The organism is Streptomyces sp. NPDC060027 (genome assembly GCF_042737005.1).
Classification (GTDB): Bacteria; Actinomycetota; Actinomycetes; order Streptomycetales; family Streptomycetaceae; genus Streptomyces.
The window spans coordinates 24,615-37,277 of sequence record NZ_JBHWVI010000065.1; the positions used below are offsets into that span (position 1 = coordinate 24,615).

The 12,663-nt window shown below is 71.6% G+C and carries 12 protein-coding genes; 6 read left to right on the forward strand and 6 right to left on the reverse strand.

The annotated features are described in order from the left end of the window. Nucleotides 1–191 precede the first annotated feature (191 nt). Both ACFWBT_RS18435 and ACFWBT_RS18440 read right to left on the reverse strand, forming a co-directional pair. Complete coding sequence (locus tag ACFWBT_RS18435; protein WP_266762344.1) at nucleotides 192–944, reverse strand: GntR family transcriptional regulator; 753 nt, start codon at nucleotides 942–944, stop codon at nucleotides 192–194. Nucleotides 945–1,092: 148 nt separating this feature from the next. Beyond that, nucleotides 1,093–2,142, reverse strand: coding sequence for a DUF4190 domain-containing protein (locus ACFWBT_RS18440; protein WP_385701407.1), 1,050 nt, complete (start codon nucleotides 2,140–2,142; stop codon nucleotides 1,093–1,095). A gap of 681 nt (nucleotides 2,143–2,823) precedes the next feature. Between ACFWBT_RS18440 and ACFWBT_RS18445 the strand changes: the two genes are divergently transcribed. Beyond that, nucleotides 2,824–3,930, forward strand: a complete 1,107-nt coding sequence (locus ACFWBT_RS18445; RefSeq protein ID WP_385701410.1) for a threonine synthase — start codon at nucleotides 2,824–2,826, stop codon at nucleotides 3,928–3,930. Nucleotides 3,931–4,004: 74 nt separating this feature from the next. Here ACFWBT_RS18445 and ACFWBT_RS18450 read toward each other — a convergent pair whose 3' ends face one another. Continuing rightward, nucleotides 4,005–4,445: a MarR family winged helix-turn-helix transcriptional regulator gene (locus ACFWBT_RS18450; protein ID WP_266762338.1), complete on the reverse strand. Its 441-nt coding sequence runs from the start codon at nucleotides 4,443–4,445 to the stop codon at nucleotides 4,005–4,007. A 212-nt stretch (nucleotides 4,446–4,657) separates the two neighbouring features. Here ACFWBT_RS18450 and ACFWBT_RS18455 point away from each other — a divergent pair, with 212 nt between their 5' ends. Continuing rightward, the gene (locus ACFWBT_RS18455; protein WP_385701413.1) at nucleotides 4,658–5,680 is read left to right on the forward strand and encodes an SMP-30/gluconolactonase/LRE family protein; all 1,023 of its coding nucleotides are present in this window, start codon (nucleotides 4,658–4,660) and stop codon (nucleotides 5,678–5,680) included. Nucleotides 5,681–5,775: 95 nt separating this feature from the next. Here ACFWBT_RS18455 and ychF read toward each other — a convergent pair whose 3' ends face one another. Then, a complete protein-coding gene (ychF, locus tag ACFWBT_RS18460; protein ID WP_385701415.1) occupies nucleotides 5,776–6,864 on the reverse strand; it encodes a redox-regulated ATPase YchF in 1,089 nt (362 codons plus the stop codon). 350 nt (nucleotides 6,865–7,214) lie between these two features. Between ychF and ACFWBT_RS18465 the strand changes: the two genes are divergently transcribed. Further along, nucleotides 7,215–7,643, forward strand: a complete 429-nt coding sequence (locus ACFWBT_RS18465) for a DUF6542 domain-containing protein (RefSeq protein ID WP_385701416.1) — start codon at nucleotides 7,215–7,217, stop codon at nucleotides 7,641–7,643. Between the two features lie 108 nt (nucleotides 7,644–7,751). On the opposite strand, the gene ppgK is transcribed toward ACFWBT_RS18465, so the two are convergent. Both ppgK and ACFWBT_RS18475 read right to left on the reverse strand, forming a co-directional pair. Beyond that, a complete protein-coding gene (ppgK, locus tag ACFWBT_RS18470) occupies nucleotides 7,752–8,501 on the reverse strand; it encodes a polyphosphate--glucose phosphotransferase (protein ID WP_266762327.1) in 750 nt (249 codons plus the stop codon). A gap of 29 nt (nucleotides 8,502–8,530) precedes the next feature. After that, entirely contained in the window at nucleotides 8,531–9,544 is a 1,014-nt protein-coding gene (locus tag ACFWBT_RS18475) for a 4-hydroxy-3-methylbut-2-enyl diphosphate reductase (RefSeq protein WP_385701419.1), read from the reverse strand. A gap of 95 nt (nucleotides 9,545–9,639) precedes the next feature. On the opposite strand from ACFWBT_RS18475, the gene ACFWBT_RS18480 reads away from it, so the two are divergent. The 3 genes from ACFWBT_RS18480 (at nucleotide 9,640) to ACFWBT_RS18490 (ending at nucleotide 12,617) form a co-directional block, all read left to right on the forward strand. Further along, nucleotides 9,640–11,013: an APC family permease gene (locus ACFWBT_RS18480; protein WP_385701421.1), complete on the forward strand. Its 1,374-nt coding sequence runs from the start codon at nucleotides 9,640–9,642 to the stop codon at nucleotides 11,011–11,013. 137 nt (nucleotides 11,014–11,150) lie between these two features. After that, nucleotides 11,151–12,359, forward strand: coding sequence for an exodeoxyribonuclease VII large subunit (xseA, locus tag ACFWBT_RS18485; RefSeq protein WP_385701422.1), 1,209 nt, complete (start codon nucleotides 11,151–11,153; stop codon nucleotides 12,357–12,359). 9 nt (nucleotides 12,360–12,368) lie between these two features. Continuing rightward, a complete protein-coding gene (locus tag ACFWBT_RS18490) occupies nucleotides 12,369–12,617 on the forward strand; it encodes an exodeoxyribonuclease VII small subunit (RefSeq protein WP_385701424.1) in 249 nt (82 codons plus the stop codon). The last annotated feature ends 46 nt before the right edge of the window (nucleotides 12,618–12,663 follow it).

Consider the following 12,663-nt stretch of genomic DNA (forward strand, 5'->3'; position numbering starts at 1 on the left):
CCCCTGGCCCGGACCGCACCCCCGGCCCGAACAGTGCCCCTCGGCCCGGACCACGACAGGCGCGCAGAACAGGTCACCGGGTCGGACCGCAGGGGCACCGGACAGACGGCCGGCGGTCCGACCCGGGAGCGCCGCGCCGGTCAGGGCGCCCGCCCGGAGCCCGGCCTACGCCCCCCGAAGGTGACGTGCGGTCACTTCACCGGCAGGTGGTAGGCGATCCGGTACCGGTCCGCGGGGACCACCACGTCCGCCGTCTCCACCGGACGGCCCGAGGCGTAGAAGGTCCGCTGGATGACGACGACCACGTGCCCGGGCACGCCGCCCAGCGCGAGGAGTTCCTCGGCGAGGCCGGGGCGCGCGCCGACCTCCTCGGTGACGTTGTCCACGATCACGTCGATGGCCGCCATGCGCTCCACGACACCCATGCCGCCGAGCGGGCCCTCCTCGGGGAGCATCACCGGCGTGCGCCCGGTGACGGCGAGCGGCTCCCAGGACGTGGAGAGCATCATCGCCTCGCCGCCGTCCCGGAAGACGTAGTTCGTGCACATCACGCGGTCGCCCGGCTGGATGGCCAGCCGCTCGGCGATCGCGCCGCTCGCCTCGACCTGCCGGCTGTGGGACTCCCAGGTACCGCGCACGGCGAGGTCGGCCTGCTCCTGCCGGAAGGGGGTGGCGCCGCTGTCCGGCCGGTATCCGGAGCGGGCCACGCGGCGCGGCACCGGCCTCTCCCGCACATAGGTGCCCGAACCGGAGCGGCCCTCGACCAGGCCCTCGGCCATCAGCACCTTCCGCGCCTCCAGGGCGACCGTGTCGGAGACCCCGTACTCCTCGCGAATTCTGGCCTGCGAGGGGAGGCGGGTGTGCGGTGGCAGCGAGCCGTCGACGATCTTCTTGCGGAGATCACCCGCGACACGCAAGTACGCCGGCTGCTCACCGAAAGTCACTTGGCCGCTCCCATCAGGTTGTACAGACAGCAACAGCGTGGCAACCGTGGGTTGTGCCATGCAAGCAAAGGCCAGAGAATCACTCGATGTGATGACGTAAGCGCCCTGAGGGCTTTACGCAGGCACTTTCTCCCCGCTATGGCCGCTGTCACACATCGATTCCTGCGCCGCCTTCACCATCGCCACCACTGGCGTCGCCCTCGTCGTAGTCCGGTGGGGTGGTGGCGAGCCCCAGAGCTTTGCGGGTGGTGACCGTCTTCCTGGGGTCGATGAGCTTCAGGGCCTTCTCGTAGTGGGTGGAGAAGGTGCCCACGTCCGGCGCGTCCGCGGCCTTCGCCCACTCCTTCGCCGAGCGGGCCATGTCCTTGGCCAGGGCGGCGACCCGTCCACGCGCGGCCGGCCCGAACCGGTGGGCGGGCAGCCCGTCCGCCTCCCCCGCCACCGTGTCCGAGACACTGGCCGCCCACTTCTTGTAGCCGGGCAGATCGTCCCCGACGGACTCCGCCTCGGGTGCGCCGTCCATCACGTCGTCGATGGCTCGCGCCGAGCTCAGATAGGAGTACTGGTCGGGGTCCAGCGTCAGCTGGTCCTTGCGCAGGGAGCCCGTCAGGCTGCCCTTCTCGTCGGTGTTCCCGAACAGACAGCTGATCTCGCGGTCGCCACGGCGCCAGCTCTGCGACGTCGGCGTGAAGTAGTACACGGCGACGTCGTCCGGGACGGCCCAGGAGTCCATCGCGTACCCGCGCTGACGCTGGTCGCATCGCTGGTCGGCGGCGTCGACGACCGCGCTGTCTCCCGGGTAGTCGCCGTCGTCCACCGCGAGGTCCGCGAACACCGCGGCGTCGTGCTCGCCCGCGCACGGCACCTTGTCGACGTCGAACACCAAGCCCCCCAGCGAGCCGCTGCGCGTGTCGAAGCACTCGCCCACCTCCAGCGAGAACGCGGCGCCTCCCGAGTCGTTCGCCGCCTCCCGGAAGCCGTCCCAGAAATCGCGCGCGCCACTCGTGGCGACGACGAGCGCGAGCAGCCCGATCCCGATCGACGACATCACCATGCCGCCCACCGCCATCCCCTTGCCGCGCTCCCCGCGCTTCTTGATCTGGACGAGCGCCACGATCCCGAGCACCAGCCCGACGGCGGGCACGAAGCAGAGGATGCCGAGCACCAGCGCCGCGATCGCGAGCCCGTTGACGGGCACCGGCCGGTTGTACGGGGAGTAGCCCTGACCCCAGGGTTGGTACGGGGGCCCGTAAGGGGACTGCTGGTGCGGGCCTTCCCGGTAGGGGCCTCGGGGATCCGGAACACGCGGATACGGAGGCGGGAAGGCGCCCGGCGTCCCCTGACCCGGTGGCGTCCCCGGCGGCGGGTACTGCCCCTCTGGTTGCTGCGACCCGGGCGGCGGGGGTATGGCCACGAGTTCCCTTGCTCCTCATCCACGCGCGGTGGAACCTGCGTACGACTGCCGGACGGCTGCGCGCATCGTAAGCGCGGCACGACCTGGGGCGTAACGGAGGTCGCCCCCGGGCTGTCGGGGCACCGGACGGACCACCCGGCGGCGGGCCACCGACGGGCGAGGCGGGCGCTCTTGAGCGCCGGGAGGGCGGGCGCCGGTGCGTCAGGCGGACGCCGGTCAGGGGCGAGACCGGTGAACTCCGGTGCGTCAGGCGGATGCGGTCGGTGCCGGGCCAGCGGGCGCCGGTGCGTCAGGCGGAGCCCGGTCAGGGCCGGGATGGCGGGCGCTGGTGCGTGGCGGGGCCGTGGAGGGCGCCGGGGTGGCAGGCGGAAAGGGTGGCCGCCGCCTGGACGTCACCGCCGTAACACGCCTGCCACCGCACGACAGTGACGCTCCGTCACCTGGCCTCGCGTCTAACCTGCGCCTATGACTCCACTGCCGGACTGCTTCTGCCCGACGGACGGCACCCGTGTCCCGGCCGGCTCGCTCGCCTGGTGCTGCCCGGTCTGCCGCGGCCCGCTCGATCTCGACTTCGCGCCGACCCCGGCTCCGCTCACCTCCCTCGCCGGGCGGGTGAACTCGCTGTGGCGGTACGCGGAGTGCCTGCCGCTGGCCGCGCCCACGGTCAGCCTCGGCGAGGGCCGCACCCCGCTGGTCACCCTCCGCGAGGGCGTCTCCGCGAAGCTCGACTTCCTGATGCCGACACTGTCGTTCAAGGACCGCGGAGCCGTGCTGCTGGCCGAGCTGGCACTGCGGCTCCGCCCCCGGCAGGTGCTCGCGGACAGCAGCGGCAACGCGGGCACGGCGATCGCGGCGTACTGCGCGCGGGCGGGACTGCCCTGCACGGTGTACGTACCCGAGGGCACCTCCGCGAAGAAGCTGGAACAGATCGAGGCGCACGGGGCGCGGCTGCGGGTGGTCGAGGGCGGCCGCGAGGCGACGGCGACCGCGGCCCGCGAGGCGGCCGACGAGGAGGGGGTCTTCTACGCCTCGCACGTCTTCAACCCGTACTTCCTGCACGGCACGAAGACGTACGTCCACGAACTCTGGGAGGACCTCGGCGGACGTCTGCCGGACGTCGTCGTGGTGCCGGTCGGCAACGGCACGCTGCTCCTCGGCGCCGCCCTCGCGGTGGCCGAACTGCACGCGGCCGGGCTGATCGACCGCAGGCCCGCCCTCTACGCCGTCCAGTCCGCCGCGGTCGCCCCGCTGGCCCACGCCTGGTCCGAGGGCGCCGACGAACTCGTCGGCGTCACCCCCACGGCGCCCACGTTCGCCGAGGGCATCGCGATCCCGAACCCGCCCCGGGCCCGCCAGATCCTGCGCGCGGTACGCGCCTCCGGGGGCGCGTTCCTGACGGTGACGGAGGACCAGATCCGGCACGCGCAGACGGATCTGGCCGGACGCGGGCTGTATGTGGAGTCCACCGGGGTGGCCTGCTGGGCGGCGGTCCGTAAGGGCGCCCTCGGACAGCGGGAGGCCGTGGTGCCGCTGTGCGGCGCGGGCTTGAAGACGGGGATGGCCCAGGACTGACCTCCGCGGGAACCTCTGTGCGGGAATCCCTGTGCGGGCATCCCCGTGCGGGAAGCCCTCTGTGGGAACCCGGGCTAGGGGCGTTCCCGCTCCAGCAGCGTGACGCACCGGCCGAGCAGGGCGGCGAGCGTCTCGCGCTCCTCGGCGGTGAACTCGGCGGCCAGGGCGCGCTCGACCCGTACGGCGCGGGCGTCGGCGTCGGCGAGCGCGGCCGTGCCCTCGTCGGTGAGCCGGGTCTCCAGGACGTTCTTGTGCCAGGCGTGCGGGGTGCGCTCGATCAGGCCGCGGTCCTGGAGGTTGTTCAGGACCGTGTTCATGGTCGGCGGCGTGACCAGACAGAGGCGGGCCAGCGCGGCGGCCGAGATGCCGGGGTTCTCGCTGAGGTGGAGCAGCGCCGCGTACTGGGCGACGGTCACGCCCGCCGGTTTGAGCACCGCGGCCTTCGTCGCGCCGAGGGCCTGCTCGGCCCGCTTGAGATGGGAACCGAGGCGCTCGGACACGGGCATGGACGTCATCTCCGCATGGTAGCCGCGGATCGTACGGGCGATACGACGATGAGCCCTCACCCATCCATAAAGACATTGACGAGCATTAGAGCTCTAACTTAAGTTCGTACTCATTGCTTTAGCTCATCGCTCAGCCCAGCCCAGCTCAGCTCAACCCGGCATGGCTCAGCTCCGCCCTCCCCGCTCGTCTACGTCCGAGAAGCAGACCGAGAGGTTCCGTCGTGTCCCGTTCGATCCAGCGCCGCACCTTCCTGACCGCCACCGCCGCGACCGTCGCGGCCGTGGCGACGACCACCGCGGGCACACCGTCCGCGAGCGCCGCACCTCGCGTCTCCCCTCCCCATGAGCCCACTCCTCGTATCTCCACCGCCTTCGAACTACCCGACGACCGCGCCTATCCCGAGGGCCTCGCCGCCGATCCGCGCACGGGGACGCTGTACGTGGGCTCGTACACCACCGGCGCCGTCTACCGTGCGACGCCCCGACACCGCGTGGCCGAGACCTTCCTGCCCGCGGGCGCGGACGGCCGGAACACCGCCAACGGACTGAAGGTCGACGGGTCCGGCCGCCTCTGGGTGACCGACTCGACGGCCGGGGTCACCGTCTACGACGTCCGCACCCGCGCTTTGCTGGCCCGCTTCGACGTACCCGGTGACGCGCCCCGCTTCGTCAACGACCTGGCGATCACCGCGGACGGCAGCGCGTATCTGACGGACAGCGTGCGGGAGGTCGTCTACCGGGTGACACCGGCCCAGCGCGCCCGGGCCACGGCCCACGGCGGCCGGGCCGTCCTCACCCCCGCCTACGACTTCGGCGGCGTCCTGGCCCCGCACCCGGCCGGCACATACACCTTGAACGGCATCGTCGCCGGGGACCGCTGCCTGTTCACCGTCGACATGACCGGGGGCGCCCTCTACCGGGTGGACCTCACCACCGGCGCGATCCGCCGCGTCGCCCTGCACGGCGGCGACTTGGTGAACGGCGACGGTCTGGAGCTGGTCGGCGACACCTTGTGGGCCGCCCTCAACAAAACCGACACGATCACCCGCTGGCGCCTGTCGGCGGACGGCCTCGCCGCCCGCCTGGAGCGCAGCCTCACCGATCCCGCACTGCAGATCCCGACCACGCTGGTGCGCCGCGGCGGCCGCACCCTCGTCGTCCGCTCCCAGTTCGACAAGGGCGGCCCGCTGGGACCGGGCACACCCGAGACCCCGTTCACCGTGGCGTGGGTACGCGGCATCTGAACCCCCGAACAACAGTAGGGGCCGACTCCCGGAGGAGTCGGCCCCATCTGACCTGTATGTCTGCCAGGTCGCCCGCGTGGTGTTGTCTCGTCCGCTCAGACGTTGAAGCGGAACTCCACCACGTCGCCGTCCTGCATGACGTAGTCCTTGCCCTCCATGCGGGCCTTGCCCTTGGCGCGGGCCTCGGCGACCGAGCCGGTTTCGACGAGGTCCCCGAAGGAGATGACCTCCGCCTTGATGAAGCCCTTCTGGAAGTCGGTGTGGATGACACCGGCGGCCTCGGGGGCGGTGGCGCCCTTCTTGATCGTCCAGGCGCGGGATTCCTTGGGGCCTGCCGTCAGGTAGGTCTGCAGGCCGAGGGTGTTGAAACCGACGCGGGCCAGCGTGGCGAGGCCGGGCTCCTCGGCGCCCACCGACTCCAGGAGCTCCAGGGCGTCCTCCTCGTCGAGCTCGGCGAGGTCCTGCTCCAGCTTGGCGTTGAGGAAGATCGCCTCGCCGGGGGCGACCAGGGCGCGCTGCGCGGCCTTGAAGTCCTCGTCGACCAGCTCGTCCTCGTCGACGTTGAAGACGTACAGGAACGGCTTGGTGGTGAGCAGGTGCAGGTCGTGCAGCAGCTCTTCCTTGCCGGAGCCCTGGACGATGCCCGCGGAGAAGAGGGTGTCGCCCTTCTCCAGGATCTCCTTGGCCGCCTCGACCGCCGCGACCTTGGGCACGACGTCCTTCTTGATGCGCGACTCCTTCTGGAGGCGCGGCAGGACCTTCTCGATCGTCTGGAGGTCCGCGAGGATCAGCTCGGTGTTGATCGTCTCGATGTCGTCCTTGGGCGAGACCTTGCCATCGACGTGCACGACGTTCTCGTCCTTGAAGGCACGGATGACCTGGCAGATCGCGTCCGACTCGCGGATGTTCGCGAGGAACTTGTTGCCCAGGCCCTCACCCTCCGAGGCACCCTTCACGATGCCCGCGATGTCGACGAAGTCGACGGTCGCCGGGAGGATCTTCTGCGAGCTGAAGATCCCTGCCAGCTTGGTGAGACGGGCGTCGGGGACGCCGACCACACCGACGTTCGGCTCGATCGTGGCGAACGGGTAGTTGGCCGCGAGCACGTCGTTCTTGGTCAGGGCGTTGAACAGGGTCGACTTGCCGACATTGGGCAGACCGACGATTCCGATCGTGAGCGACACGTTGCGACTTCCCGTACGAGAGGATGGGCGAAGGGCCCTCGAAGAGTGCGGGCCGATCCACCAGTCTACGGCGTGGCCCGGCCCGTACCCGCGAGGTATCGAACGCATGGCCAAGCCCTATCCATGGCCCCGCCTTCCGCCTGCCTCCGGCGTGTCCGAAGAGCCATTCCACACATAAAACGACCTAAGTTGGTCCAGTGGAGCAACACAGGACGCGTCCCCCTCAGTACAGACCGCGACGCGGTGCACCCGTTCCGGCACAGGGCGGGCGGGCCGCGGGCGACGGTGCGAGAACGGGCGCCCCGGTGTCGCGGCGGCCCGCGCCCGCGGGTGTGCGGGAGACGTGGCGGATGCCGAATCCCCGGTTGACCGGGCTCGGCGGCGGACTGTTCTGCGGCGCGTCGATGTTCGCGCTGGCCTGCCTCGACCAGCTGCTGTTCGAGGGATCGCCGACGGTCTACGGAGTGCTGTTCCTGCCCGTGTGCCTACTGACCGCGCTGTGGGTGCGGCCCGGCGACCTGGTGACCGCCCCCGTGGTCGTGCCGATCGCCTTCACCCTCGGGCTGCTGCCGATCGCCGACGACAGCGGCGGCGGCGTCAGCGGCAGCTTCATGGGCCTGGTCACCGCCCTCGCCCTCCAGGCGGGCTGGCTGTACGGCGGGACGCTGGCCGCGGGCCTCGTCGTGACCGCACGCAAAATCCGCCTGATGAGCCTCCGGGCCGCCCGGCGGCGGGCCCAGGCGCGCGGCAGCCTGCCGACCGGCAGACAGCCCCGCTGACCCCTCGTTCCGCCGCGGGTCCCCGTTCCCTCGCGACGGGTTCCCGTCCCGCCGCGGGTCCCCGTTCCCTCGCGGGCGGGTTCCCGGTCCCTCGTGGGCGGCGACGCGCTACTGCGCGACCTTCGCCGCTCGCATCGCCGCGCCCACGATCCCCGCGTTGTTCTGGAGCTGGGCCGGGACGATCTCCGCCTTGATGTCCTCGATCAGCGGCAGGAACTTGTCGGCCTTGCGGCTGACACCGCCGCCGATGATGAACAGTTCCGGGGAGAAGAGCATCTCGACGTGGGCGAGGTACTTCGTGACGCGGCGCGCCCAGTGCTCCCAGGTCAGCTCGTGGTCGTCCTTGGCCTTGGTGGACGCCCGCTTCTCCGCGTCGTGGCCGTTCAGCTCCAGGTGGCCCAGCTCGGTGTTCGGGACCAGTTCGCCGTCGATGAAGAGGGCACTGCCGATGCCGGTGCCGAACGTGAGCAGGATGACCGTGCCCCGACGGTCGCGGCCGGCCCCGAACTGCATCTCGGCGACGCCCGCCGCGTCCGCGTCGTTCAGCACGGTCACCGGGAGGCCGCCGAGCCGCTCGCTCAGCAACGCGCGCGCGTCGGTGTCGATCCAGTCCTTGTCGACATTGGCCGCCGTACGGATCGTGGACCCGCCGGTCACCACGCCCGGGAACGTGATGCCCACGGGACCCGTCCAGCCGAAGTGACCGATGACGTCCTTCACGCCGTCGGCCACCGCGTCGGGTGTCGCGGGTTGCGGGGTGAGCACCTTGAAGCGCTCCGCCGCCAGGTCCCCGCGGTCAAGGTCCACAGGGGCACCCTTGATCCCGGATCCGCCAATGTCCACACCGAAGATCTGCATGGCCCTACGTTACGTCGTACGACTGACGGTCACTTCCCGGGCGTACCGCCGGTGCGCTGCTCCACCAGGGCGGCGGCCTCCGCGCGCAGATCGCGGCGCAGCTCCTTGGGCAGCGAGAAGGTGATGGACTCCTCGGCGGCCTTGACGAGCTCGACGTCCTCGAAGCCGCGCTGGGACAGCCACTCCAGGACCTGCTCGACGAGGATCTCGGGGACGGAGGCTCCGGAGGTGACGCCGACCGTGCTCACGCCTTCCAGCCACGCCTCCTCGATCTCGTCGGCGAAGTCCACGAGGTACGCCTCGCGGGAGCCGGCGAGCTTGGCGACCTCGACGAGCCGCACGGAGTTGGAGGAGTTGCGCGATCCGACGACGATGACCAGCTCGGCCTCCGCGCCCATCTGCTTCACGGCGAGCTGACGGTTCTGCGTGGCGTAGCAGATGTCGTCGCTCGGCGGCGAGATGAGCTGCGGGAACTTCTCCTTCAGGGCGTCGACCGTCTCCATCGTCTCGTCGACCGAGAGGGTGGTCTGGGAGAGCCAGACGACCCTGGAGGGGTCGCGGACCTCGACCTTGGCGACGTCTTCGGGGCCGTCGACCAGCGTGATGTGGTCGGGGGCCTCGCCGGAGGTGCCGATGACCTCCTCGTGGCCCTCGTGGCCGATCAGGAGGATGTCGAAGTCGTCGTTCGCGAACCGGACGGCTTCCTTGTGGACCTTGGTGACCAGCGGGCACGTCGCGTCGATGGTGGCGAGCTTGCCCTTCGCGGCCTCGTCGTGGACGACGGGGGCGACGCCGTGCGCCGAGAACATGACGATGGACCCCTCGGGGACCTCCGCCGTCTGCTCGACGAAGATCGCGCCCTTCTTCTCCAGGGTCTGCACGACGTACTTGTTGTGGACGATCTCGTGGCGGACATAGATCGGGGCCCCGTACTGCTCGAGGGCCTTCTCGACGGCGATCACGGCACGGTCCACGCCCGCGCAGTAGCCCCGGGGGGCGGCGAGCAGGACACGGCGGCCAGGCGAAGCAGTCATGCCCCCCATCGTAAGGCCGCGCCCGGCAGGTCGAAGATCGCCTCCTTGGAGAGACTGTGGGGGGCCGGAGAGGTGGGGGCCGGGCGCGATCCTCGGGAGGCACGATGTCCGACACGCAGGCCACCGCCGGCCCGGGCGCGGCGGAGCACGAACTCCGGCGCAGCCTCGGTTTCCGGGATCTGGTCGTCTACGGGCTGCTGTTCATCGCCCCGATGGCGCCGGTCGGGGTCTTCGGGACGCTGGACGCGAAGTCGCACGGGGCGGTCGCGCTGGTCTACGTCGTCGCGACGGTCGCCATGGCGTTCACCGCGTTCAGCTACGCGCAGATGGTCCGCGTGGTCCCGCAGGCCGGCTCGGTGTTCGCCTACGCGCGCGCGGGGCTCGGGAAGGAGGCCGGGTTCGTCGCCGGGTGGATGGTGATGCTGGACTATCTGCTCATTCCGGCGGTGGCCTATCTGTTCTCCGGGATCGCGATGAACTCCTTGGTCCCGGAAGTCTCCCGGTGGGTGTGGACCGCGCTCGCCGTCCTCGTCACGACGTTCCTCAACCTCTGGGGTGTCCGCACCGCGGCGCGGGTCGGCTTTCTGGTGCTCGCGATGGAGATCGTGGTCCTCGTCGTCTTCGTCGTGTCGGCGGTCGTGGTGCTCGCGCGCGACGGCGCGCACCGCGACTGGTTGTCCCCGCTGGCAGGTGACGGCACGCAGGGCGCGTTCGCGCTGTCGGCGGTCATCGGCGCCGTCTCCGTCGCCGTCCTCTCCTTTCTGGGCTTCGACGCCATCGCCTCCTTCGCCGAGGAGGTGACGGGCGGTTCGGAGAAGGTGGCCCGCGCGGTCCTGTTCTGTCTGGCGCTCGCGGGTGTGCTGTTCGTGGCGCAGACCTACCTGGTGTCGCTGCTGGAGCCACTGTCGTCCGCGCGGCTCGCCGCCGACCCCGCGAAGCAGGGTCCGGCCTTCTACGACGCCGTGGACGCGTCCGTCGGCTCGTGGCTGCACAACCTGGTGGCGGTCGGCAAGGCGATCGGCGCGGCCTTCGCGGCGCTGGCCGGGCAGGCCGCGGCCGGGCGTCTCGTCTTCGCGATGGCCCGCGACCGGCGGCTGCCGCGGGCGCTGGCGCGGACGGACTCCGGGGTGCCGCGGGCGGCCCTGTCGTGCGCCGCGGTGACCACTCTGGTCGCCGCGGTCTGGGCGGCGCGCCGCGACGACGGCCTCGACAAGCTGGTCTCGGTGGTCGACGTCGGCGCGCTGACCGCGTTCACCCTGCTGCACGCGTCCGTGGTGGGCTGGTTCGCCGTACGGCACCTGGGCGGGCCGGTGGTGTGGTGGCGGCACGTCCTCGTCCCCGTGCTGGGCGCCGCGATCACCGTCGCGGTGATCGTCGAGGCCTCGGGCACGGCCCAGGTGGTGGGCCTCGTCTGGCTGGCGGTGGGCCTGGTGGTGCTCCTCGCCCAACGGGGGCGGACCGAACCGGAGCCCGGGTAGCGCCTGCCGGGCGGACCGGTCCGCGGCCGGGAGTCCAGGCCGCCCCGACCCGCGCCGGCCCGTCTCGGCCCGCGCGGCCCGCCGCGGCCCGCCCGGGGGTGCGGGCGTTGTCGGTGGTGGCCACTACGCTCGTGCGCATGGCTCTCAACACGTCCGCGGACGCTCCGCTGCCCGTCGGAGAGGTGTCACGGCTCATCGGGGGATGGATCGATCGGCTCGGCGCGGTGTGGGTCGAGGGGCAGATCACCCAGTTGTCGCGGCGCCCCGGCGCGGGCGTCGTCTTCCTGACGCTGCGCGACCCGTCGTACGACATCTCGGTGGGCGTGACCTGCTATCGGCAGGTCTTCGACGCGGTCGCCGACGTGGTGAGCGAGGGCGCCCGGGTGGTGGTCCACGCCAAGCCGGAGTGGTACGCGCCGCGCGGGCAGCTGTCCCTGCGGGCCGCCGAGATCAAGCCGGTGGGGGTGGGCGAGCTCCTCGCCCGGCTGGAGCAGCTGAAGAAGTCGCTGGCGGCCGAGGGGCTCTTCGCGGCCGACCGGAAGAAGCCGTTGCCGTTCCTGCCGCAGCTCATCGGGCTGGTGTGCGGGCGTGCGTCGGCTGCCGAGCGGGACGTGCTGGAGAACGCGCGGCACCGCTGGCCCGCCGTCCGCTTCGAGGTGCGCAATGTCGCCGTGCAGGGCGTCCACGCCGTCCCGCAGGTCGTGCAGGCGGTGAAGGACCTGGACGCGCTCGACGAGGTCGACGTGATCATCGTGGCGCGCGGCGGCGGCAGCGTGGAGGATCTGCTGCCGTTCTCCGACGAGCAGCTCGTCCGGGCGGTCGCGGCCTGCCGTACGCCCGTCGTGTCGGCCATCGGGCACGAGCCCGACAACCCGCTTCTGGACCATGTGGCCGACCTGCGGGCGTCCACTCCGACCGACGCGGCCAAGAAGGTCGTGCCGGACGTCGGTGAGGAGTACGAGCGGGTGCGGTTCCTGCGGGACCGCGCGCGGCGCTGCGTCATGTCGTTCATCGACCGCGAGGAGCGGGGCCTCGCGCACGCGCTGGCCCGGCCCTCGATAGAGGATCCGCACCGGATGATCGACGAGCGGGCGGACCAGGTCGCCGCGCTGCTCGACCGGGGGCGGCGCACCCTCGGGCATCTTCTGGACCGCGCGGACTCGGAGCTGACGCACACGCACGCGCGCGTGGTGGCCCTCTCCCCCGCGGCGACCCTCCAGCGGGGGTACGCGGTGCTGCAGAAGGCCGACGGTCATGTGGTCCGGGACCCGGCCGAGGTCGTGGCGGACGAGACGCTGCGGGCGCGGGTCGCCGAGGGTGAATTCACGGTTCGAGTCGATGCATAGGGTGGGCGCATGACCAGCAAGGTGGACGAGGCGCTCGGGTACGAGCAGGCACGGGACGAGCTGATCGAGGTCGTACGCCGCCTGGAGGCGGGTGGTACGACCCTTGAGGAGTCCCTGGCGCTCTGGGAGCGGGGCGAGGAGCTGGCCAAGGTGTGCCGGCGCTGGCTGGAGGGCGCGCGGGCCCGCCTGGACGCGGCCCTGGCCGAGGAGGAGTCGGAGTCGCAGAAGGACACCGACACCGGCTCGGATTCCGCGTAACGACAGACAACGGCGGCGACCGACAACGGCGGCGGCCGGCCCCTGC